21 protein-coding genes are annotated in these 19,691 nt (G+C 63.5%); 11 read left to right on the top strand and 10 right to left on the bottom strand.

Going from position 1 to position 19,691, the window contains the following annotated elements; translation table 11 throughout:
- Positions 1-145 precede the first annotated feature (145 nt).
- Positions 146-376 carry a VF530 family protein gene (locus tag ABCR88_RS26340; RefSeq protein WP_019093117.1) on the top strand — a complete coding sequence of 77 codons (231 nt, stop codon included), beginning with the start codon at positions 146-148 and terminating at the stop codon, positions 374-376.
- An 8-nt stretch (positions 377-384) separates the two neighbouring features.
- Complete coding sequence (locus tag ABCR88_RS26335; protein WP_041119709.1) at positions 385-1,053, top strand: Pr6Pr family membrane protein; 669 nt, start codon at positions 385-387, stop codon at positions 1,051-1,053.
- 72 nt (positions 1,054-1,125) lie between these two features.
- On the opposite strand, the gene ABCR88_RS26330 is transcribed toward ABCR88_RS26335, so the two are convergent.
- From ABCR88_RS26330 to ABCR88_RS26320, 3 genes are all read right to left on the bottom strand, one after another.
- Positions 1,126-1,911 carry a siderophore-interacting protein gene (locus ABCR88_RS26330; RefSeq protein ID WP_041119708.1) on the bottom strand — a complete coding sequence of 262 codons (786 nt, stop codon included), beginning with the start codon at positions 1,909-1,911 and terminating at the stop codon, positions 1,126-1,128.
- Positions 1,908-2,486: a PadR family transcriptional regulator gene (locus ABCR88_RS26325; RefSeq protein ID WP_011063161.1), complete on the bottom strand. Its 579-nt coding sequence runs from the start codon at positions 2,484-2,486 to the stop codon at positions 1,908-1,910. Before ABCR88_RS26325 ends, ABCR88_RS26330 begins: the two co-directional genes overlap by 4 nt.
- A gap of 120 nt (positions 2,487-2,606) precedes the next feature.
- On the bottom strand, positions 2,607-5,714 hold the full coding sequence (locus tag ABCR88_RS26320; RefSeq protein WP_041119707.1) for a transglycosylase domain-containing protein: 3,108 nt from the start codon (positions 5,712-5,714) through the stop codon (positions 2,607-2,609).
- A 477-nt stretch (positions 5,715-6,191) separates the two neighbouring features.
- Here ABCR88_RS26320 and ABCR88_RS26315 point away from each other — a divergent pair, with 477 nt between their 5' ends.
- Positions 6,192-7,613, top strand: a complete 1,422-nt coding sequence (locus ABCR88_RS26315; RefSeq protein WP_015636846.1) for an amino acid permease — start codon at positions 6,192-6,194, stop codon at positions 7,611-7,613.
- A gap of 101 nt (positions 7,614-7,714) precedes the next feature.
- On the opposite strand, the gene ABCR88_RS26310 is transcribed toward ABCR88_RS26315, so the two are convergent.
- From ABCR88_RS26310 to ABCR88_RS26280, 7 genes are all read right to left on the bottom strand, one after another.
- A complete protein-coding gene (locus tag ABCR88_RS26310; protein ID WP_041119706.1) occupies positions 7,715-8,314 on the bottom strand; it encodes a hypothetical protein in 600 nt (199 codons plus the stop codon).
- A gap of 8 nt (positions 8,315-8,322) precedes the next feature.
- Entirely contained in the window at positions 8,323-8,913 is a 591-nt protein-coding gene (locus tag ABCR88_RS26305; protein WP_011063158.1) for a papain-like cysteine protease family protein, read from the bottom strand.
- Positions 8,914-9,153: 240 nt separating this feature from the next.
- Positions 9,154-9,996 (bottom strand): alpha/beta hydrolase, encoded by an 843-nt coding sequence (locus tag ABCR88_RS26300; protein ID WP_041119705.1) that lies wholly within the window; start codon positions 9,994-9,996, stop codon positions 9,154-9,156.
- A gap of 80 nt (positions 9,997-10,076) precedes the next feature.
- Positions 10,077-10,373: a cupin gene (locus ABCR88_RS26295; RefSeq protein ID WP_041119704.1), complete on the bottom strand. Its 297-nt coding sequence runs from the start codon at positions 10,371-10,373 to the stop codon at positions 10,077-10,079.
- A 76-nt stretch (positions 10,374-10,449) separates the two neighbouring features.
- Positions 10,450-10,734 carry a putative quinol monooxygenase gene (locus ABCR88_RS26290; protein WP_019093120.1) on the bottom strand — a complete coding sequence of 95 codons (285 nt, stop codon included), beginning with the start codon at positions 10,732-10,734 and terminating at the stop codon, positions 10,450-10,452.
- A 63-nt stretch (positions 10,735-10,797) separates the two neighbouring features.
- Positions 10,798-12,417 carry an FMN-binding glutamate synthase family protein gene (locus ABCR88_RS26285; RefSeq protein WP_011063154.1) on the bottom strand — a complete coding sequence of 540 codons (1,620 nt, stop codon included), beginning with the start codon at positions 12,415-12,417 and terminating at the stop codon, positions 10,798-10,800.
- 108 nt (positions 12,418-12,525) lie between these two features.
- On the bottom strand, positions 12,526-13,326 hold the full coding sequence (locus tag ABCR88_RS26280) for a LuxR C-terminal-related transcriptional regulator (protein WP_041119703.1): 801 nt from the start codon (positions 13,324-13,326) through the stop codon (positions 12,526-12,528).
- A gap of 93 nt (positions 13,327-13,419) precedes the next feature.
- Here ABCR88_RS26280 and ABCR88_RS26275 point away from each other — a divergent pair, with 93 nt between their 5' ends.
- The 8 genes from ABCR88_RS26275 (at position 13,420) to ABCR88_RS26240 (ending at position 19,668) form a co-directional block, all read left to right on the top strand.
- Positions 13,420-14,241: a carbon-nitrogen hydrolase family protein gene (locus ABCR88_RS26275; RefSeq protein WP_236185458.1), complete on the top strand. Its 822-nt coding sequence runs from the start codon at positions 13,420-13,422 to the stop codon at positions 14,239-14,241.
- Positions 14,242-14,337: 96 nt separating this feature from the next.
- Entirely contained in the window at positions 14,338-15,663 is a 1,326-nt protein-coding gene (locus tag ABCR88_RS26270) for an APC family permease (RefSeq protein ID WP_350403676.1), read from the top strand.
- A 100-nt stretch (positions 15,664-15,763) separates the two neighbouring features.
- Positions 15,764-16,033, top strand: coding sequence for a type B 50S ribosomal protein L31 (locus tag ABCR88_RS26265; RefSeq protein ID WP_011063150.1), 270 nt, complete (start codon positions 15,764-15,766; stop codon positions 16,031-16,033).
- A gap of 196 nt (positions 16,034-16,229) precedes the next feature.
- Positions 16,230-17,576: an HD domain-containing phosphohydrolase gene (locus tag ABCR88_RS26260; protein WP_325985179.1), complete on the top strand. Its 1,347-nt coding sequence runs from the start codon at positions 16,230-16,232 to the stop codon at positions 17,574-17,576.
- 100 nt (positions 17,577-17,676) lie between these two features.
- Entirely contained in the window at positions 17,677-18,111 is a 435-nt protein-coding gene (locus ABCR88_RS26255; RefSeq protein WP_041119699.1) for an NUDIX domain-containing protein, read from the top strand.
- A 25-nt stretch (positions 18,112-18,136) separates the two neighbouring features.
- On the top strand, positions 18,137-18,775 hold the full coding sequence (locus ABCR88_RS26250; RefSeq protein ID WP_011063147.1) for a LysE family translocator: 639 nt from the start codon (positions 18,137-18,139) through the stop codon (positions 18,773-18,775).
- 15 nt (positions 18,776-18,790) lie between these two features.
- Positions 18,791-19,156 (top strand): nuclear transport factor 2 family protein, encoded by a 366-nt coding sequence (locus ABCR88_RS26245; protein ID WP_015636836.1) that lies wholly within the window; start codon positions 18,791-18,793, stop codon positions 19,154-19,156.
- Positions 19,157-19,158: 2 nt separating this feature from the next.
- The gene (locus ABCR88_RS26240; protein WP_350023165.1) at positions 19,159-19,668 is read left to right on the top strand and encodes a GNAT family N-acetyltransferase; all 510 of its coding nucleotides are present in this window, start codon (positions 19,159-19,161) and stop codon (positions 19,666-19,668) included.
- The last annotated feature ends 23 nt before the right edge of the window (positions 19,669-19,691 follow it).

Raw genomic sequence — 19,691 nt, 5'->3', positions numbered from 1 at the left:
TCGAAAAGCCAGGAACTTTTCGCCGTTCATGCCCGATCGCCTCGGTGGCGGGCTGCGACTACAGTTACTCAAGCGTGCTGGCGCGGGGCCAAGCCCTCGGCTAAGGTGCGCGGCTTTCCTCATTTTCTTCCCGCAAAGGCCTGGCATGACCGACACCCACACCGACCCGCTGCATGGCGTGACCCTGGAACAGATCCTCAAGGCGCTGGTGGAACACTACGAGTGGTCGGGGCTGGCCGAACGCATTGATATCCGCTGCTTCAAGAGCGACCCGAGCATCAAGTCGAGCCTGACCTTCCTGCGCAAGACGCCCTGGGCTAGGGAGAAGGTCGAGAAACTCTATGTGAAGTTGCAACGCACCAAGCGCCCGCTTTAAGGAGCCCTATGGCTGGCTTCTCGCTGTCGGGGCTGTGCACTCGGCGTGGCCTGATTGCCGTGGCGGCGATCCTTGGCTGGTTCGGGCTGACCGTCCAGCTGTACCTGATCCTGCTGTTACGCTGGGACAGTGGCGCCAGCCTGCTGGGCGGGCTGGTGAACTTCTTCAGTTTCTTCACCGTGCTCAGCAATACCCTGGTGGCCAGCGTGCTGACTTGCGCCCTCAACCTGCGGGTTTCCAAGGGGCAGGCGTTCATGCTCCAGCCCTGGGTCAGCGGCGCCGTGGCGGCGAGCATTCTGCTGGTGGGGCTGGCCTACAGCCTGCTGTTGCGCCACCTGTGGCATCCCCAGGGTTGGCAATGGCTGGCGGACGAGTTGCTGCATGACGTGATGCCGCTACTATTCCTGGTCTATTGGTGGTGTTGCGTGCCCAAGGGCGGGCTGCGGATGAGGCACATCGGGTGGTGGACGCTCTACCCGATTGTGTATTTCGCCTACCTGTTGCTGCGCGGGCACTTGCTTGGGCTGTACCCCTATCCCTTCATCTCCGTGGACAGGCTGGGCTACCCCCGGGTGCTGCTCAATGCCCTCGGGATATTGGCGGGGTTCGTCCTGGTTTCCCTGCTGTTGCTGGGGCTGGACCGCTGGCTGGGTAAACTCAGGTCCCGGGCCCCGTAGGAATCGGCTTGCCAGCGAAGGGGCCCTTGGGACCGCCTTCGCTGGCAAGCCAGTTCCTACCGTGATGCGCGATTATTCTTCTTCGCTGCTGTCCAGGCGCCAGTAACCGGCGGCCTTGACGAATTCGTCGTTGAGCTGGTGCTCATCCAGCAGCACTCGACGCACCTGGCGCGACACCTTGCTCTCGGTGGCTACCCAGGCATACAGCTTGCCTTGCGGCACCTGCAACTGGCGCACCGTGCTGATCAGGTCCTGTCCGCCTGCGTCCCGTTCAACCCAGATCACCTGCACCTGGGCGGCGCTGTCCAGAGCCTGGCGTTCGGCGGCGTTCTGCACCTCGATCACCGCCAGCACCTGGCGCCCGGCCGGCAGTTCTTCCAGACGCCGGGCAATGGCCGGCAGCGCGGTTTCATCACCTATCAGCAGGTAGCTGTCGAAGATATCCGGCACCACCATCGAGCCCCGTGGCCCGCCAATGTGCAGGAACTGGCCCGGTGCGGCCTGTTCGGCCCAGGTGGAGGCGGGGCCGTCGCCGTGGAGCACGAAGTCGATGTCCAGTTCGCCCAACTCCAGGTCGTAGCGGCGCGGGGTGTAGTCGCGCATGGCGGGCATCGGGCCGCTGTCCTTGCCCGGGCCCAGTACCAGGGTTTCCAGGGCGGCTTGTTGTTCGGCGTTCTGCGGGAACAGCAGCTTCACATGGTCGTCGCTGCCCAGGCTGATGAACCCGGCCAGCTCAGGGCCGCCCAGGGTGATGCGGCGCATGCGCGGGGTCAGGTCGACCACGCGCAGCACCTCCAGGCGGCGGCGCTTGATCTCGTGCATGACCCGATGGATGGACAGTTCTGGGCTGGCAGTCATTGGCTTTTCTCCGGGGCGGGGTGGCTCACAGGACCATCGACAATGGCCTTGGCGGTGTTGTTCAGCAGGTCGCGCACCCGAAGGATTTCTTCCGGGCTCCAGCGGCCATGGTGCATTTGCAGGGCGTGGCGCAGGTTGTGCACCGCCTCGTGGATTTCAGCGGGGCGATCATGGCCGCGCAGGGAACGCTTGCTGACTTCGATGCGCATGCGCACGCCGTCCAGGGCGATGGCTTGCTCCTGCAGGGACAGACGTCCGGCGTCGGTCACGCTGTAGCGCTTTTTGCCGCCTTCGGCATCGCCCTGGATCATTTCGCTTTCTTCGAGAAAGGTCAGGGTCGGGTAGATCACCCCGGGGCTGGGGCTGTAGGCGCCGTCAAACATGCTTTCGATCTGGCGGATCAGGTCGTAGCCGTGGCAGGGCTGCTCGGCGATCAGCGCCAACAGCAGCAGTTTCAGGTCGCCGGGGGCGAATACCCGGGGCCCGCGGCCGCCGCGTTCGCGGCCCGGGCGGCGTTCGAAGATCTCATGGCTGTCCCCGTGCTCGCGATGGGGAGGGTGGTGGTGCTCTCTCATTTTCTCTTTCTCCGTTTCGATTTAGACATAACTTAAGATATATCTTAATAATGGCGCAAGCACTTCTGCCTGCGGCAAAGCTGCCGTTTGTCGGAGATAGAGGGGGCTGCCTGTCGTGATTCAGCGTTGCGCCACGCTGCCCAGGCATTGGGTGCCACTGCCCGGTTGCAGGTAGGGCATGAGGATCGGCGCCATGCCCTTGAGCACCTGCACCGGCAAGGCCGAGGTGAATCTGAAAGCCTGGGCCGAGGCCCCCGGCACGTAGGCGGTAAGGGTGCCGAAATGGTGGTCACCGATGTAGAACACGAAGGTTGCGGTGCGGTTGATGGATTTGGAGCTCAACACCCGCCCGCCGGCGCCAATGGCTTCGATGCGGTTGTCGCCGGTACCGGTCTTGCCGCCCATGGCCAATGGCGTGCCATCAGCCAGCTTGAAGCTGCCGGACACCCGTTTCGCGGTGCCGGCATCCACCACCTGCGACAAGGCCCCGCGCAGCGCCGTGGCCACCTCCGAGGGCATCACCCGCTTGCCCTTGTCCGGGTCGTTGAGCAGGCGGGTTTCATAGGGCGTGCCGGCGGCGAAGTGCAGGCTGTCGATGCGCAAGGTTGGCAGGCGCACGCCGTCGTTGAGGATGGTGCCCACCAGTTCCGCCAACGCCGCGGGGCGGTCGCCGGAGCTGCCGATAGCAGTGGCCAGGGACGGTACCAGGTGGTCGAACGGATAGCCGACGCTCTGCCAGCGCTGGTGGATATCGAGGAAGGCCTCGATCTCCAGCATGGTGCGGATACGGCTGTCGCGGGCACTGCGATGGCGGCTCTTGAACAGCCAGCTGTAGACCTCCTGGCGCTCGAACTCGCTGGCCTTGACGATCTGGGTGAAGTTCGCCTCCGGGTTGTTCATCAGGTAGCCCAGCAGCCAGAGGTCCAGGGGGTGGACCTTGGCGATGTAGCCTTGGTCCGGCAGGTCATAGGCGCCGGGGCCGTAGCTGGCGTAGAGCTTGTCCAGGCGCTCGTCGGTGAGCTTCTCGCTGACCTTGGCGCTCTTCATGTGGGCCCGGACGAAGCGGTTGAAGCTCTCCTGGCTGGCGTCCGGCAGCAGGTAGCGGTGCACGGCGGCGAGGCGGATTGCCGTGGGGTGCATGCTGTCGAGGAAGGTTTCCAGGCGCGACTGGGTGTCCTTGTTGCGGTACTTCTTCCAGAAACGCAGCAGGAACGAGGTGCCCTCACGGTCGGCAAAGCGTGCCAGGTACTCCTGGCGCCGCGGGTTCTGGTCGTCCTTGAGCAATTCGGCGCTGCTGCTGTCGCCGCCATAAGTGCTGTAGCGCACCAGGTCGCGCATCAGGCGGATGAACGGCAGGTTGATGGATTCGCGCAGGGCGTCGCGCAGGGTCGGGCTGCGCCCGTTGTCTTCATTGCGAAAGTTGTGGAAGTGATGCACCCCGCCTCCGGTGAAGAAGGCCTCGCCGGGGCTGGCGGAGTAGGTGCGGTCCAGGGCGGCGTCGAGCATCCTCGGCAGGCTGCGGTCGCTGTTCTGCATCAGGTAGTCGAGGGCCCAGCGGCTCAGGCGGTCCTGCTCGTTCACCGGGATCTTTTTCAACTGCGCGGGTGTTTGCGTGGCGTACTTGTCGTGCAGTTCGGAAATGATCTGCAAGTAGGTGGTCAGCACCCGCAGCTTGGCGGTGGAGCCCAGTTCCAGCTTGCTGCCTTCGTTGATGTCGAAAGGCTGGTCGGTGCTGTCCGTCTGCACCCGCACCCGCGAGCCGTCGGGGGTCAGTTCGAGCAGGGTGAAGCTGTAGCGCACCTGGGTGGTGCTGGTGGGGGTCAGCAGGCGTTCGCCGAGCACACCAATCTGCGCGGCGAAGGCCGGGTCCGCAAGGTGCTTGAGGTATTCGGTGGCCTGGCGCTGCAGGTCGCTCTGCAAGGTGCTGGTGGCCGAGAGGTCGAGGCGGTCCAGGTCATACAGCGGCCGGTTGAGCAGGGCGGCGAGGCGGCTGCGGGCGACGCTGATGCCCTTGTTGGTCTCGATCGGCTGAATGGTCGGCTGCTGCTGCCAGTCCCGGTAGGTCACCTGGCTGGCCAGGGCGGCGCTGCTCAGCGCCGGGTCGATGACGTTGTTCTGCGCCAGTAGGCGGATATGGCTGTCCGTCAGCTCCGCCAGTTCTGCGCGACCCTTGGCCAGGTAATGGGAGGGACGGCGCTGGGCAATCATCAGTGACAGCACCTGGCGCAGGGCCAGCCCTCGTGCGGCGAGGCTTTTCGAGTCCATGGCGGTGCTGCCGAGCACCTGGTTGACCTTGTCGAAGTCAGCGCCATACCAGACCCGCAGCCCCTCGGCCATGCCGTGCACTTCGCCGTGGCCGGGCACCGCGGACAGCGGCACGCTGTTGAGGTAGTCGCGCACGATGCGTTTGCGGGCCTCCAGGGTCTGTGGGCCGTCCTGATAGGCCCGCACGCTGGCGGAAACCATCTGCCGGATCTTCTCGCCCCCGGATACCGTCAGGCCATCCGGCGAATGGCGGTATTTTTCCAACTGGGTGGCCAGGGTGCTACCCCCGGCGCTCTGCCCCGGCAGGTGCAAGAGCCGGGCGATCTGCGACCAGGCGGCCTTGGCAAAGCGCGGCCAGTCCACCGCCGGGTTGGCCTCGGCCGGCTTGGGGGCCAGCAGATCGCGGTTCTCGATGAACAGCAGGCTGTGCACCACCAGCGGCGGAATGCTGGCAAAGCTCTCATACAGCTGTTGCGGGTAATTGAACTGGTACAGGGGCGCGGCGCGGCAGTCGGTAATGGACAGGCCAGCCTGGATCTTTTCGGTGTAAGGCACGAAAAATCCGCTTTTGCTGTAGTCCATCAGTGCCGGGGAGAAACGCGTCTGGGCGTCGATCAGGTAACCGCGCTTGAGCAAGCGTGGCAGGAACTCCCCCAGGGCGCTGTAGCCCAGGCGCCGGTCGAACGGCCCGGCACCGGGGTAGAGCACGGCATCACTGGGGCCGGGCTCCAGGGAGTAGCTCAGGTCAGCGGCCAGCCGGCTGAATTCCCGGGCCTGGAGTTTCGAGGTGCGCATCTCTCGGGCAGCGGCAAAGCCCAGGGCAATCAGGGCGATCAGCAGCAACAGCCAGAACAGGCGCCAGGCATAACGGCGGGATTTGCGGCGTTTCGGTAAAGGCGTTTCGTCCTCGCTGTGGCTTGGCACTGCGTTCTTATGCGAATCGGTCTGCCACAGAGCGCCCATAGTCGATTGATCCATTCACGCAGATTGATCGGACTTGCCTGAAGCTTAGTCGGTGGTGGGCGTCGGTGAAGAAAATGTGAAAACGACCCGGCCCCGCTTCTGTGGTAAGGGAGCAAGCTCCCTCGCCACTGGGTAGAGCCTTTTCCCAGGTAAATACGCCCTAGGTAGGGGCATGACGATGCACCAGGCCTGTGCAATACTCCCGGCCCTTTCCGAGTGAGGTTTCAGGGCAAAAAGCAGGTAATGCTTCTCCGTGAAAGCGGTATTTGCCGAGATTTCTCTCTGAATATTGCAACTTATAGAGTGAAAAGCCCTGTCGGGAGCTTTTTATACTGCGCACCCCGCTGATCTGGCAGGTCTTGTCCTACCAGACGCTCCGTCCCACAAGGCCGGTGCGGTCGAGCAAGCTTCGGCTATCCGCTGGTGCTTCGAAGGCTCGGTGGTTCATATCCAATAACAAAATGAGGTTGTATCTCTATGCCAGTTGGCAACCAACTGCCCCACGGCGAGACCGCTCAGGGCGGCCCGCTGAAACGCGAACTCGGCGAACGGCATATTCGCTTGATGGCCCTCGGCGCCTGTATCGGTGTCGGCCTGTTCCTCGGCTCGGCCAAGGCCATCGAAATGGCCGGCCCGGCCATCATGCTGTCCTACATCATCGGCGGCCTGGCGATCCTGGTGATCATGCGCGCCCTCGGCGAGATGGCGGTGCATAACCCGGTCGCAGGTTCCTTCAGCCGTTACGCACAAGACTACCTGGGCCCGCTGGCGGGCTTTCTCACCGGCTGGAACTACTGGTTCCTGTGGCTGGTGACCTGTGTGGCGGAAATCACCGCGGTGGCGGTGTACATGGGGATCTGGTTCCCCGATGTGCCGCGCTGGATCTGGGCCCTGGCGGCCCTGGTGAGCATGGGCTCGATCAACCTGATCGCGGTCAAGGCCTTCGGTGAGTTCGAGTTCTGGTTCGCCCTGATCAAGATCGTCACCATCATCGCCATGGTGGTCGGCGGCATCGGCATCATCGCCTTCGGTTTCGGCAATGACGGCGTGGCCCTGGGCATCTCCAACCTGTGGACCCACGGCGGCTTCATGCCCAATGGCGTGACCGGCGTGCTGATGTCCCTGCAGATGGTGATGTTCGCCTACCTGGGCGTAGAGATGATCGGCCTCACCGCCGGTGAAGCGCGCAACCCGCAAAAGACCATTCCCAACGCCATCGGCTCGGTGTTCTGGCGCATCCTGTTGTTCTACGTGGGCGCGCTGTTCGTGATCCTGTCGATCTACCCGTGGAACGAGATTGGCACCCAGGGCAGCCCCTTCGTGATGACCTTCGAGCGCCTGGGTATCAAGACCGCCGCCGGCATCATCAACTTCGTGGTGATCACCGCTGCGCTGTCGTCCTGCAACGGCGGCATCTTCAGCACCGGGCGCATGCTCTACAGCCTGGCGCAGAACGGCCAGGCCCCGGCCGGCTTCGCCAAGACCTCGAACAACGGCGTGCCGCGTCGCGCGTTGCTGCTGTCGATCTTCGCCCTGCTGCTGGGCGTGCTGCTGAACTATTTGGTGCCGGAAAAAGTGTTCGTCTGGGTGACCTCCATCGCCACCTTCGGTGCGATCTGGACCTGGGTGATGATCCTTCTGGCCCAGCTCAAGTTCCGCAAGGGCCTGAGCCCGGCAGAACGTGCCGGCCTGAAGTACCGCATGTGGCTGTACCCGATCAGTTCCTACCTGGCCCTGGCCTTCCTGGTACTGGTAGTGGGGCTGATGGCCTACTTCCCGGATACCCGTGTGGCGCTGTATGTCGGCCCGGCGTTCCTGGTGTTGCTGACGGTGCTGTTCTATCTGTTCAAGCTGCAACCGACCAATGTCCAGCAAGGTTCGGCGCGGTCGGCGTCCTGACCTGCGCTTGGGTGATGCGGCTGGCTTGAGCATCCCGGACTGAAACGCTGAGACCAGAAATCCGGCGACCTGCAAAGGCCGCCGGATTTTTTTTGCCCGGATCAACCGCCCAGGGTGCCGCTGGTATCGGCGTCGAAGATGGCCTTGGCCTGCAGCGCCGCCGGCGCCAGCAGGGCGAGCAACGCCGTTTCGCTGTGGAGCTGATGGGCGGCCAGGGTCTTGGGTGTCGGCTCGATGGGAATCAGCACCTCTTCGCCGGGCCCATGCAGCCAGATCGCCGTGACCTGCAGCGCCGAGATGAACAGCAGGCGCAGTTCATAGCTTTTTCCCTGCAGTTGCGGCGCCTGTTCCGCCAGGTCCAGGGCGTTGACGGCGGATGCCGCCAGGCTGCCATGGTTCAGCGCAGAGAAGCCGACCTTGCCGGCCACCTCGGTCAACTGCGCATCGGCAATCGACACTCCGGCATCGAACACCAGGTAATGCCAGTCACCGGCCTTGGCCTCGGCCAGCCCCTTGCCCTGGGCCAGGTCCTCCAGGCTCAGGGAGTAGCCGCGAAAGGCCTGGGACAGATTCAGGTTACGGGCACTGGCCTTGGCAAACCCGCGGTTGATACCGAAACCCTGGGTCTGCAGGGCCGCCTGAAGGGCCGAGCGCAGGTGCTGGACGCCATCGACAGGCGCCTTGGGGTAAGTCAGGTGCATGTCGCCTCCTAGTTTTTTCGGGTGAAGTAGGTGTGGGTCCAGTTGCCGCCGCCGTTGTAGGAGCCGGGGAAACTGTTCAGGGCGCGGGTCGAGTAGCCGTAGATCGAATCCGCCACCAGGATGTAGCCGCCATCGCTGCCGTAGATCGTCAGGAAATGCGCGCCGCCACCGTACCAGGCACAGCGCAGGCCGACGGGGCGGCCCATGCCGAGCTGGTTGTCGATGGCCGGCATCTGCATCCGGTCCTCACGCATGCCGCCGTAGCAGCGGGTGGTGCGCAGGGCCGAATCCAGGTAGCCGTAGACGTTGCACGGCCCGGGCTGGCTGCAGCAGGAGTTGCGGCCCAGTTCGGCGTTGGCCACTCCGCACTGGGTCCAGGAACCGGTGCCGTAGTAGTTGCCCACCGATGCGGACAATGCTGCCCAGCACCAGTTGCTCTGGGTTTGCTGCTGCACGCTGAAGTTGAGCCGGGCAGCGGCCTGGGGCGCGGCTTCGGTGTGTGGATCGACTTCGCTCAGTTGCGGGTCGAGCAGGCTGCCGGCCAGGCACTGGGGCAGGGCCTGGGGAGCGTCGCCTGGGGTCAGGTTGCTACTTAACATGTTCATCCTCCATGAATGAAATCCAGCCTCCGGCTGGTGTCGTCGTTGCGTGTCGGGCTACTGCGCGTAGCCGGACCCGGGACATGATGTTGCGCTGGACCAGCTTCGATGGCCTGCGTTGACCGGGTCTGCAAACAACCTTAGAGGATTGATGCGTCAATGCAATTAAAATATGCATTTATGCATACCGCCTGCCGTGGACGTCCCTGAAAAGAGGGGCATCCATGTCGATGGCCGGGGCTATTTTTCGTCGAGGAAATGTTCCAGGGCTGCATTGAACAGGCCCGGGTCCTGGAGGAAGGCGAAGTGGCTGACGTTGGGCAGGATCAGCAGCCCGGCGCCGGGAATCGCCTGGGCCATGTATTCGGTGTGCTCGCGCTTGATGGCTTCATCGTGGTCGCCATCGACGATCAGTACCGGCGTCTTGATCTTCGCCAGGTCGGCGTCGCTCCAGTTCGGCTGGCTGGCCCACATGTGGCCGATTTGCTCGACAAAGGCCGGGTACTCCTTGGGCGTGGGTGACAGGCGGGTGTACTCCTGGCCGGCGCGCTCGATGTAGGCGGCGAAGGTCGGGTTGTTCTCCACGCCTTCCTTGACCCCTGAGGTCTGGGTGTTGGCGGCGTAGGCGAAGACCTTGCCGACCCGCTGCGGGTAACGCATGGCCAGGTCCAAGCCGAGGATCGCGCCGTCGCTCCAGCCGACGAAATCGGCGCGGGGGATCTTCAGCTGGTCCAGCAGGGCGATCACGTCGTCGGCCATCAGATCGTAGCCGTAGGGACGGGCGTCCCGGGTGCTGCGCCCGTGGCCGCGGCTGTCAACGCTGATCACCGTGTGCCGGGCGGCCAGGGCCTTGGCCTGCAGCCCCCAATAGTCGGCATTGCCCAGGCCGCCATGCAGCAGCACCACCGGTGAGCCGTGGCCGACCTTGCTGTAATACAGGCGGATGCCGTTGACTTCGGCATAACCGGCTTGCGCCCCGGCCACCGGGGCCGGTGTGGGCGGCAGGCTCTGCCAGCGTTCGCCGGCAAAGGCGCTGTTGAAGGACATCAGTAGAGCGATCACTGCAAACAGACGACGAGGCATGGGCTTCTCCGTGCATGGGCCCTCTGGTCGGACCGACCTTGGGCAGGTGGCTACCGCGATTGAGTCGATCGAGGGGCCGGTTAGACGTCGATGATCACCAGGGTGCCGTGGCTGCCGGGCAGCACGCTATGGGCCTGGCCGGCCTCCACCAGGTACATCTGGCCCGTCGCCACTTCCACCACGGCCTGGCCAATGCCCAGGCGCAGGCAGCCCTGGGTCACCAGCAGGCCTTCGTTGAAGTCGTGGGTTTCTTCCGGGTAGGGCTGGCCGTCCATGCGCAGCACCTTGATGCGGGCCGGGCCGACCTGTCCCACCAGCGTGGATTGCCAGGGCGCTGGCAGTTGGCGGGACAGTTGTTCGAATGACAGCAAGGGCATGGCGGGTCTCCGAAAGGTCAGTGGGGTTGGGGTCTGCTTTCGGTGGTCCGGTCAAGCAAGGTCTGGGTCGGGTTTTCTAGAACTCGTTCATCAACAGCACACGGCATTCGCGGCGCTGAAAAGCATTGATTTGCGGCACCAGGCGGGTGAAGTGCTCGGTTTGGCAGTGGGTGTCGAGGGCCGCTTGGTCCGGCCACTGTTCGACGAAGATGAAGTGCCCGGGGTCTTTCTGATCGACGAACAGATCGTAGGCGATGCACAGCGGTTCCTGGCGGGTTTTTTCCACCAGTTCGGCGTACCACGGGCGCACGGTGTCCAGGTGTTCGGGCTGGATGAAATCTTCAGCGATGACCTTGAGCATTGCAATCTTCCTTGGGTGACGCCCCGCGCTCCCCGGCAACCGGGGAGCACTGGGCAATGGGGCTTAAGCGGCGGCTTCGGTGTTGGGTTCGAAGCTGTCGGCCCGGGCCAGTTGCCACATGCGCGAGTAGAACTCGCCGTTGACCTCGCCGGTGAGCAGCTCGCCGGGCTTGAGGAACACGTGCAACTGGGAGAACAGCTTGATCTCGGTGGCCGACATGCGTCGCACCAGGTGCTTGGCTTCCAGTTGCGAAGGGTGTTGCAGGCCGGCGGCAGCGAGCATTTCCGCCAGGGCCTTGAGGGTGTTGCGGTGGAAGCTGAATACCCGCTGGGCCTTGTCCGGCACCACCAGGGCGCGCTGGCGCAGGTTGTCCTGGGTGGCGACACCGGTGGGGCACTTGTTGGTATGGCAGCTCTGGGACTGGATGCAGCCGATGGCGAACATGAAGCCCCGGGCCGAGTTGGCCCAGTCGGCACCGATGGCCAGCACGCTGGCGATGTCGAAGGCGCTGACGATCTTTCCACTGGCGCCGAGCTTGATCTTGTCCCGCAGGTTCAGGCCCACCAGGGTGTTGTGGACGAACAGCAGGCCCTCGCGCATCGGTGCGCCGATGTGGTCGGTGAACTCCACGGGGGCCGCGCCGGTGCCGCCTTCCTTGCCGTCCACCACGATGAAGTCCGGCAGGATGCCGGTTTCCAGCATGGCCTTGGCGATGCCCATGAACTCCCAGGGGTGGCCCAGGCAGAACTTGAAGCCCACCGGCTTGCCGCCGGACAGCTCACGCAGTTGCTGGATGAAATGCATCATCTCGATCGGGGTGGAAAAGGCGCTGTGGCTCGACGGTGAAATGCAGTCCTCGCCCATGCGGATGCCCCGGGTGTCGGCGATTTCCTGGGTCACCTTGTGCTTGGGCAGGATGCCGCCGTGGCCAGGCTTGGCGCCCTGGCTCATCTTGATCTCGATCATCCGCACCTGGGGGTTCTGCGCCTGCACGGCGAAGCGCTCCGGGTCGAAACGACCGTCGCTGGTGCGGCAGCCGAAGTAGCCGCTGCCCAGTTCCCAGGTCAGGTCGCCGCCGTGTTCGCGGTGGTAGGGGCTGATGCTGCCTTCACCGGTGTCGTGGGCGAAGTTGCCGAGCTTGGCACCCTGGTTCAGGGCGCGGATGGCGTTGGCGCTGAGGGAGCCGAAGCTCATGGCCGAGATGTTGAACACCGAGGCCGAGTAGGGCTGGGTGCATTGCGGGCCGCCGACGGTCACGCGAAAGCTGTTGGGATCACTCAGGGGCGCCGGGCGCATGGAGTGGCCGATGAATTCGAAGCCCGACTGGTAGACATCGATCAGGGTGCCGAAGGGTTTGTCGGCGCTTTCGTTCTTGGCCCGGGAGTACACCAGGGAGCGTTGGGCGCGGGAAAAGGGCAGGGCGTCGCTGTCGGATTCCAGCAGGTACTGGCGGATCTCCGGGCGGATGCCTTCCACCAGGTAGCGGATATTGCCCAGGATCGGGTAATTGCGCCGCACCGCGTGGGGGCTTTGCAGCAGGTCGAAGATCCCCAGCAGGCTCAGCAGGCCGGTGACCAGGGCGAATGGCCAGAGCCAGTCGTGTTCGAGAAAGGGCAGGCTGGCGAGGGTGAAAATCACACAGGCGGCAAAGAAGGCGTAGCGGCTCAGAAGGGACAGGCTCATACGGTTTCCTTGGTTCGGACTCATTAAGGTCGTTTATCAGTACTCATTCTTATGGGTGCACAAGATCTTATTGTTGTGTGGGGCTGCCGGGGCGGCCCTGAAGGGGTATCAGGCGCTTTGCGCCTGGAGAAAAATCGAAAACAGCTCGGACTGGGATTTGATGCCCAGCTTGCTGTAGATGTGCTTTTTATGAACTTTCACGGTTTCGGCGGAGATTTCCAGCTTACGAGCGATCTCCTTGTTGGAGCAACCGCTGAGCATCAGGCGCCCCACATCCAGCTCCCGGGCGGTGAGCTGTGCGCCCCGCAGTTGTTGCATGGAGTGGTCCAGCTGGCTGCGCCAATCGGGCATTGGATGCAATTGCGCTGGGTTGTCTTGCTCAATGCTTTCGTGGGGCAGGCGCTGGCGCAGCAAGGCCACCACCCAGGGCTCGATCAGTGACAGCAGGGCGATCTGGGGTGGGGCGAAGCGTTGTCGCGAACCCAGGGACAGGCACAGGGTGCGGCCGTCCGCCAGCTGGCAATTGAACTGGATCTCATCGGCCACCACATTCAGACGAAAGTAGCGTTGGTAGTACTCGGTCAGCTGGAAGTGTTCCGGGGCCACTTGTGCCAGGCGCAGCAGGCCGCTGCGCGATTGCTCGCGGCTGGCAACGTAGAAGGGGTCGAGCAGGTACAGGCCGTTGAGGTAGTCCTGGAACAACTGGTCGGGGCTGCCGTCCTCCCCCGGGCATTCGGCGAACACCAGGGGTTTGCGCTCACTGCAAAACAGCAGCGCCACCCAGCTGTCGAAACTCACGTACTGCTCCAGCAGGCGCACCAGCTGGGGCCAGAAACTGGCCTGGTCCAAGGCTTCGATCATCTGCCCCACCGAGCGGTGCCAGGCGATGTCATCCAGCGACAATGTCATGCATCTACCCCTATCGGGTTACCCCGGCTGCGTGATTTGCGGGCCGGTTGCTGCTGCGCATACTGCGGCACAGCCAAAGAACAAGGAATACCCATGAAGGTTGAACTGGCCCAGTTGGCGGGCCGTGATAACGCCACAGCTTACAACCTGGAACGAACCCTGGCGGCCATTGCCGCCTGCGCCGCCGATACCCGGTTGATCGTGTTTCCAGAAACCCACCTGATGGGTTTCCCCAGCGCCGAGACCGTGGCCGCCGTGGCCGAGCCGCTGGATGGCCCCACCGTGCAGGCCGTGATCCAGGCCGCCCGGGCGCGCAATATCGCGGTGGTGATCGGCATGGCCGAAAACGACGACGGCCGATTCTATAACACCACTTTGCTGATTACCCCCGAGGGCATCGCCCTGCGTTATCGCAAGACCCACCTGTGGGCGTCCGACCGCGGTGTGTTCACCCCCGGTGATCGCTACGCCACCTGCCTGTGGAACGGTGTGCGGGTCGGCCTGCTGATCTGCTACGACATCGAGTTCCCGGAAAGCGCCCGGGCCCTGGCGCAACTGGGTGCCGAACTGCTGATCGTGACCAATGGCAACATGGACCCCTACGGGCCCACCCACCGTACCGCGATCATGGCCCGGGCCCAGGAAAACCAGGCGTTCGCGCTAATGGTCAACCGAGTGGAAGAAGGCGATGGCGGCCTGCTGTTCGCCGGCGGCAGCGCCCTGGTGGACCCCCTGGGCAGCCTGCTGTTCGAAGCCGGGCGCGAGGAAGGTCAGTTCAAGGTCGAGCTAGATCTCAAGCAACTGCAGGTGGCGCGCCAGGACTACCGCTACCTCGAAGACCAGCGCCTGAAGCTTGCGGGCGAAGTGCTCGAACACGGCGATGGCGTGCGTGAACTGCTGATTCCGATCCGCTGAAAGGGCCGTCCGCGGACGGCCAATCCCATAAGAAAGACCCCCTGCTGCACTCATTTCAGTCCTGCCATAAATCTAATAATTGCGGAGTACTCGCTCATGGCTCGCTTGCAACGCACCCTTTCATTGGGCGCGGTGGTGCTGTTCGGTATCGCTTACATGACGCCGATCATTGTCCTTGGCACCTTTGGCAGCCTCGCCCAATCCACCGCTGGCATGGTGCCGGCAGCCTATCTGGCAGCGCTGGTGGCGATGTTCTTCACCGCCATGAGCTACGGGCGCATGGCCGCGGCGTTTCCCGTGGCCGGCTCGGCCTACAGCTATGTGCGCAAGGCCATCAGCCCCAAGCTGGGTTTCATCGCCGGCTGGGCGGTGCTGCTGGATTACCTGTTCCTGCCCATGGCCATCTGGCTGATCGGCGCCGCTTACCTGCATTCGGCGTTTCCCGGTGTACCGCAGTGGGTCTGGGTGCTGGCTTTCATCGGGGTGACCAGCGCGATCAATATCGTTGGCCTGAAACTGGCCAACGGCATCAACGGCCTGCTGATGCTGGTGCAGTTCCTGGTGCTGATCGCCTTTGTCGGCCTGTGCATCCACTACCTTGGTGGCGAGGCCGGGCGGCCGCTGTTCACCCTGGCGCCGTTCTTCAACGGGCAGATGCACCTGCCGCTGATCATGAGCGGGGCGGCAATCGCCTGTTATTCGTTCCTGGGCTTTGACGCGGTCAGCACCCTGACCGAGGAAACCCGCGACCCACGGCGGACCATTCCCCGGGCGATCATGCTGATTACCCTGGTGGGCGGGCTGATCTTTGTCGCGGTGTCCTACTTCGTCCAGGTTGCCCATCCGTCCTTCGAGTTCGCCGATGTGGATTCGGCGGCCTACGAGATTGCGCGCAATATCGGCGGCGACCTGTTCGTCTCGATCTTCCTGATCGGGCTGATTGTCGGTCAGTTCGCCTCTGGGCTTTCGGCCCAGGCCAGCGGCTCGCGACTGCTGTTCGCCATGGGCCGCGACGGGGTCTTGCCCAAGCGCTTTTTCGGCAGCCTGCACGGGCGTTTCGGTACCCCGGTCAACAGCATCCTGCTCTGCGCCGTGGTGGCGTTGCTGGCATTGAAGCTGGATGTCACCACCTCGACGTCCTTCATCAACTTCGGCGCCTTCCTGGCCTTCAGCCTGGTCAACCTGTCGGTGATCTTTCATTACTGGGTGGGGGCCCGGCAGCGTGGCCTGCGGGAGCTGATCCTGTTCCTGATCTTCCCCCTCATCGGTCTGGCGGCCGATCTGTGGCTGATGTCCAGCCTCGATCACCTGGCGATCTACCTGGGGGCGAGCTGGCTGGTTATTGGCCTGGTGTACCTGGGTTTCCTCACTCGCGGTTTCTCCCGCCAGCCTCCGGAAATGGATTTTCAGGAAGCGGCATAGAACTGTCGGCAGTTTCCTTATTGCAATCGGTTCTCGTTTGGGTGGTTTGGATATGTTATTGTATAACGTATTCAGCTCACCCAGATGCCCAGGAGGCCTCATGAAACCCGGTATCCATCCTGACTACCGCACCGTGCTTTTCCACGATACCGCTGCCGACGTGTACTTCCTCATCGGCTCCACCGTCGATACCGATCGCAGCCACACCTACAGCGACGGCAAGACTTACCCCTATGTGGCGCTGGACGTTTCCAGCGCCTCGCACCCGGTGTACACCGGCCAGCAGCGCAAGACCCAGTCCGAAGGCCGCATCGCCGGCTTCAACAAGCGTTTCGCTTCCTTCGGTTCCGGCGCCAAAGCCGCCCAGTGACGGGATGCACGGCGAGTGTTGCGACTGCGCAACACTCGCTGAAGGTGGTTGGCGGCGCAGCCGCAGCGGACCGATGGTATTAAAAAGCCACTATCTCGATTGGAAATTCTTCTAGTCTTCAATCAGGCAACAGGGATTACCGTTGCCAGCTCTAACAATGAAGGACACGTGCATCGACGTTGACCCGAGGTGTCTCATGGGTGAGCTAAACGTTGCCACTGTCACACGCCGACCCGAGATTCTGCTGGTCGATAGCCAGGAAGCGATCCTGCAACGCTTGCAGCAGTTGCTCAGCCCGCTTCCCTACACGCTGCATTTCGCCCGCGATGCCACCCAGGCCCTGCAGCTCTTGGCCAGCCGGGAGGTGGACCTGGTGATCAGCGCCGCCCATCTGCCGCAGATGGACGGCCCGACCCTGCTGGCGCGTATCCATCAGCAGTACCCGAGCACCACCCGCATCCTGCTGACCGGCGACCCGGACCTGAAATTGATTGCCAAGGCCATCAACGAAGGGGAGATCTACCGTTACCTGAGCAAGCCCTGGGATGACCAGGAATTGCTGCTGGTCCTGCGCCAGGCCCTTGAGCATCAGCACTCCGAGCGCGAGCGCCTGCGCCTGCAGGATCTGGCCCAGCAGCAGAATGCCGAGCTCAAGGCGCTCAACACGCTGCTGGAAAAACGCGTGGCGGCACGCACCTCGGAGCTGCAGCAGACCGCCGACATGCTCGACCTGGCCTATGAGGAGCTCAAGCACAGCTACGCCACTGGCGCCGAGCTGTTTTCCCTGCTGGTCAACCAGCGCTTGCCCGCGGACAAGCAGACCAACCGGCGGATCATCGAGCTGGTGCGGGCCTACTGCAAAGTCCAGGGCATCGACCCTGGCGCCCAGCGTGACCTGGCCATGGCCGCGGCGTTGCACAACATCGGCAAGCTGAGCTGGAGCGACAGCATGATGACCAGCCCGGCGGATTTGCTGCATCACCATCAGCGAGAGCGTTATCGGGCCTATCCGGCGCAGAGCGAATCGTTGCTGATGACCCTGGAACCGGTGCAGGACGCCGCGCGGCTGATCCGCCATCACCAGGAACACTGGGATGGCAGCGGTTTTCCCGACCACCTCAAGGGCGACGCGATTCCCCTGGGCTCGCGGCTGCTCAAGCTGGCGGTGGACTTCATCGAGTTGCAGTGCGGGCTGATCCTGGAACGGCACATGAACAGCGACGAGGCCCTGGTGTTCATCCGCAAGTACGCCGGCCGCTTGTACGACCCGGACCTGGTGGAAGGTTTCATCCAGGTGTGTGCGGTCTACCTCAGCGACGTGACCCTGGGCGACCCTTCGGTGAAGGTTCTGAGTACCCGGGAGCTGGCGGCGGGGATGATCCTGGCGCGCAACCTGAATGCCGATAACGGCATGCTGTTGCTCAACGCCGGCAAGGTGCTCAACCTGCCGCTGGTGGACAAGCTGATCGCTTTTGAAACCATGGAGGGCGCCCGCTACAGCGTGTTCGTCAAGTTGCCCCAGGAACAGCAGGCAAGGGCCTGAAGCCGGGTGGCGGTCACATCGAAAAATGCCGGCGGCGGATGACGAGCCGCCGCCGCGCATGTGATCCTTGCGCTCTCATTCTCAAGGCTCCCGGATTCCCATGTCGCTGTCGTGTGTTGCTGCACCCTCCATCATTCGTATCGCCGCTGCCCTGCTGATTGGTGCCGACGGCCAGACCCTGCTGGTGCGCAAGCGCGGCACCCAGGCCTTCATGCAGCCCGGTGGCAAGATCGAAGCCGGTGAACAGCCGGTGCACGCCCTGGCCCGTGAGCTGGAAGAAGAACTGGGATTGCGCATCGACCCGGCGCAGGCCCGTTACCTGCAACAGTTCTCGGCACCGGCGGCCAACGAGCCGGGGCATGTGGTAGAAGCCGAGGTGTTCCTGGTCCATATCCATAGCCCGGTGACCCCGGCGGCAGAGATCGAGGAAGTACGCTGGATCGACCCGGCTGGTGATGGAGATTTGTTCCTTGCGCCGTTGACACGCGATCTGATCTTGCCGTTTTATCGCAAGGCCCGAGCGGGCCACGCCTGACCCCCTCCCATTGCCAAGGATTGCCATGATTCCACTCCACGACTACCTGATCTTCGCCGCTGCTTCCCTGCTGATGGTGCTGACCCCGGGGCCGAACATGATCTACCTGATTTCCCGTTCGATCTGCCAGGGGCGCAAGGCTGGGGTGACGTCGTTATTGGGGGTGGTGGCGGGGTTCTTTGTCCACCTGTTCGCCGCCGCGCTGGGCCTGACTGCTGTGTTCATGGCGGTGCCCATGGCCTATGAGGTGCTCAAGTGGGCCGGCGCCCTGTACCTGTTGTGGCTGGCCTGGCAGGCCCTTAAGCCTGGCGCGCGCTCGCCCTTCGAAGCCCAGCAGCTGCCGGCGGATTCGCCGCGCAAGCTGGTGACCATGGGCTTTCTGACCAGCGCCCTGAACCCCAAGATCGCGGTGTTCTACCTGTCGATCTTTCCGCAGTTCATCCACCCCGAGCACGGTTCGGTGTTCTCCCAGAGCATCATCCTGGGCCTGACCCAGATCAGCGTGAGTTTCTCGGTGAACCTGCTGATTGCCCTGTTTGCCGCCGGTATCGCCTCCTGGTTTGCCAGCAACCCCACCTGGCTCTCGGTGCAGCGTTATTTCATGGGCTTTGTGCTGGCGGGGCTGGCCGTGCGCCTGATGTTCGAACAGCGTCGCGTCAACTGATCGAGGAGCGCCAGCATGAGTGATTTTCCAAGCCCGCAAGCGGTAGTCGAAGCACAACTGCAGGCCTACAACCGCAAGGATCTGGAGGCCTGGCTGGCGACTTATGCCGTAGATGCCCGGCAATACGAACATCCGGCCACCTTGCTGGCCAGGGGGCATGAGGAAATACGAGCTCGGGCCGTGGTGCGTTTCCAGGAACCCAACCTGCATGCCCGGTTGATCCAGCGTACGGTCATGGGCAACGTGGTGGTCGATCACGAACTGATCAGCCGCACCTTCGCCGACGGCAGCGGCACCCTGGAAACCGTGGCCATTTATGAAGTGCATGGCGGCAAGATAAAATGCGCTTCATTCATTACCGGACACAAGACCCTCGACTGAGCATGCAGATCCAGCGCCTGACACCTGACGATGTGGAGCAATACCGGGCCTTGATGCTCGAGGCCTATGAGCGCCATCCCCAGGCGTTCACCTCCAGCGTCAAAGAGCGGGAAAAACTGCCTCTGGCCTGGTGGGCCGCACGCCTGGACGGCGAGCTCGACCTGTTGCTGGGGGCGTTTTCCGAAGGGCGGTTGCTGGGGATCGTCGGCCTGGCCTTCGAGCTGCGGGAGAAGGCCCGGCACAAGGCGACCCTGTTCGGCCTCTATGTCACCGGCACGCAGCGCAACAGCGGGCTGGGCTACCGCCTGGTCCAGGGGCTGCTGGCCGAAGCGGCTGAATACGAAGGGCTGCGCCTGATCCAGTTGACCGTGACGGCCGCCAATGAAGCGGCGCTGGCCCTGTACCAGCGCTGCGGTTTCGTCCAGTTCGGCCTGGAACCCCAGGCCGTGCGGGTGGGCGAGGACTATTTCGACAAGATCCACATGTGGCGCCGATTGCCGGTCGAAGGTTGACCCCCGGTTCGCTGGCAGCAGGC

It is taken from the genome of Pseudomonas sp. W17, assembly GCF_040268305.1.
Lineage (GTDB): Bacteria > Pseudomonadota > Gammaproteobacteria > Pseudomonadales > Pseudomonadaceae > Aquipseudomonas > Aquipseudomonas protegens.
The sequence above is the reverse complement of the archived record's forward strand: the minus strand, read 5'-3'. Positions and strand labels throughout refer to the sequence as shown.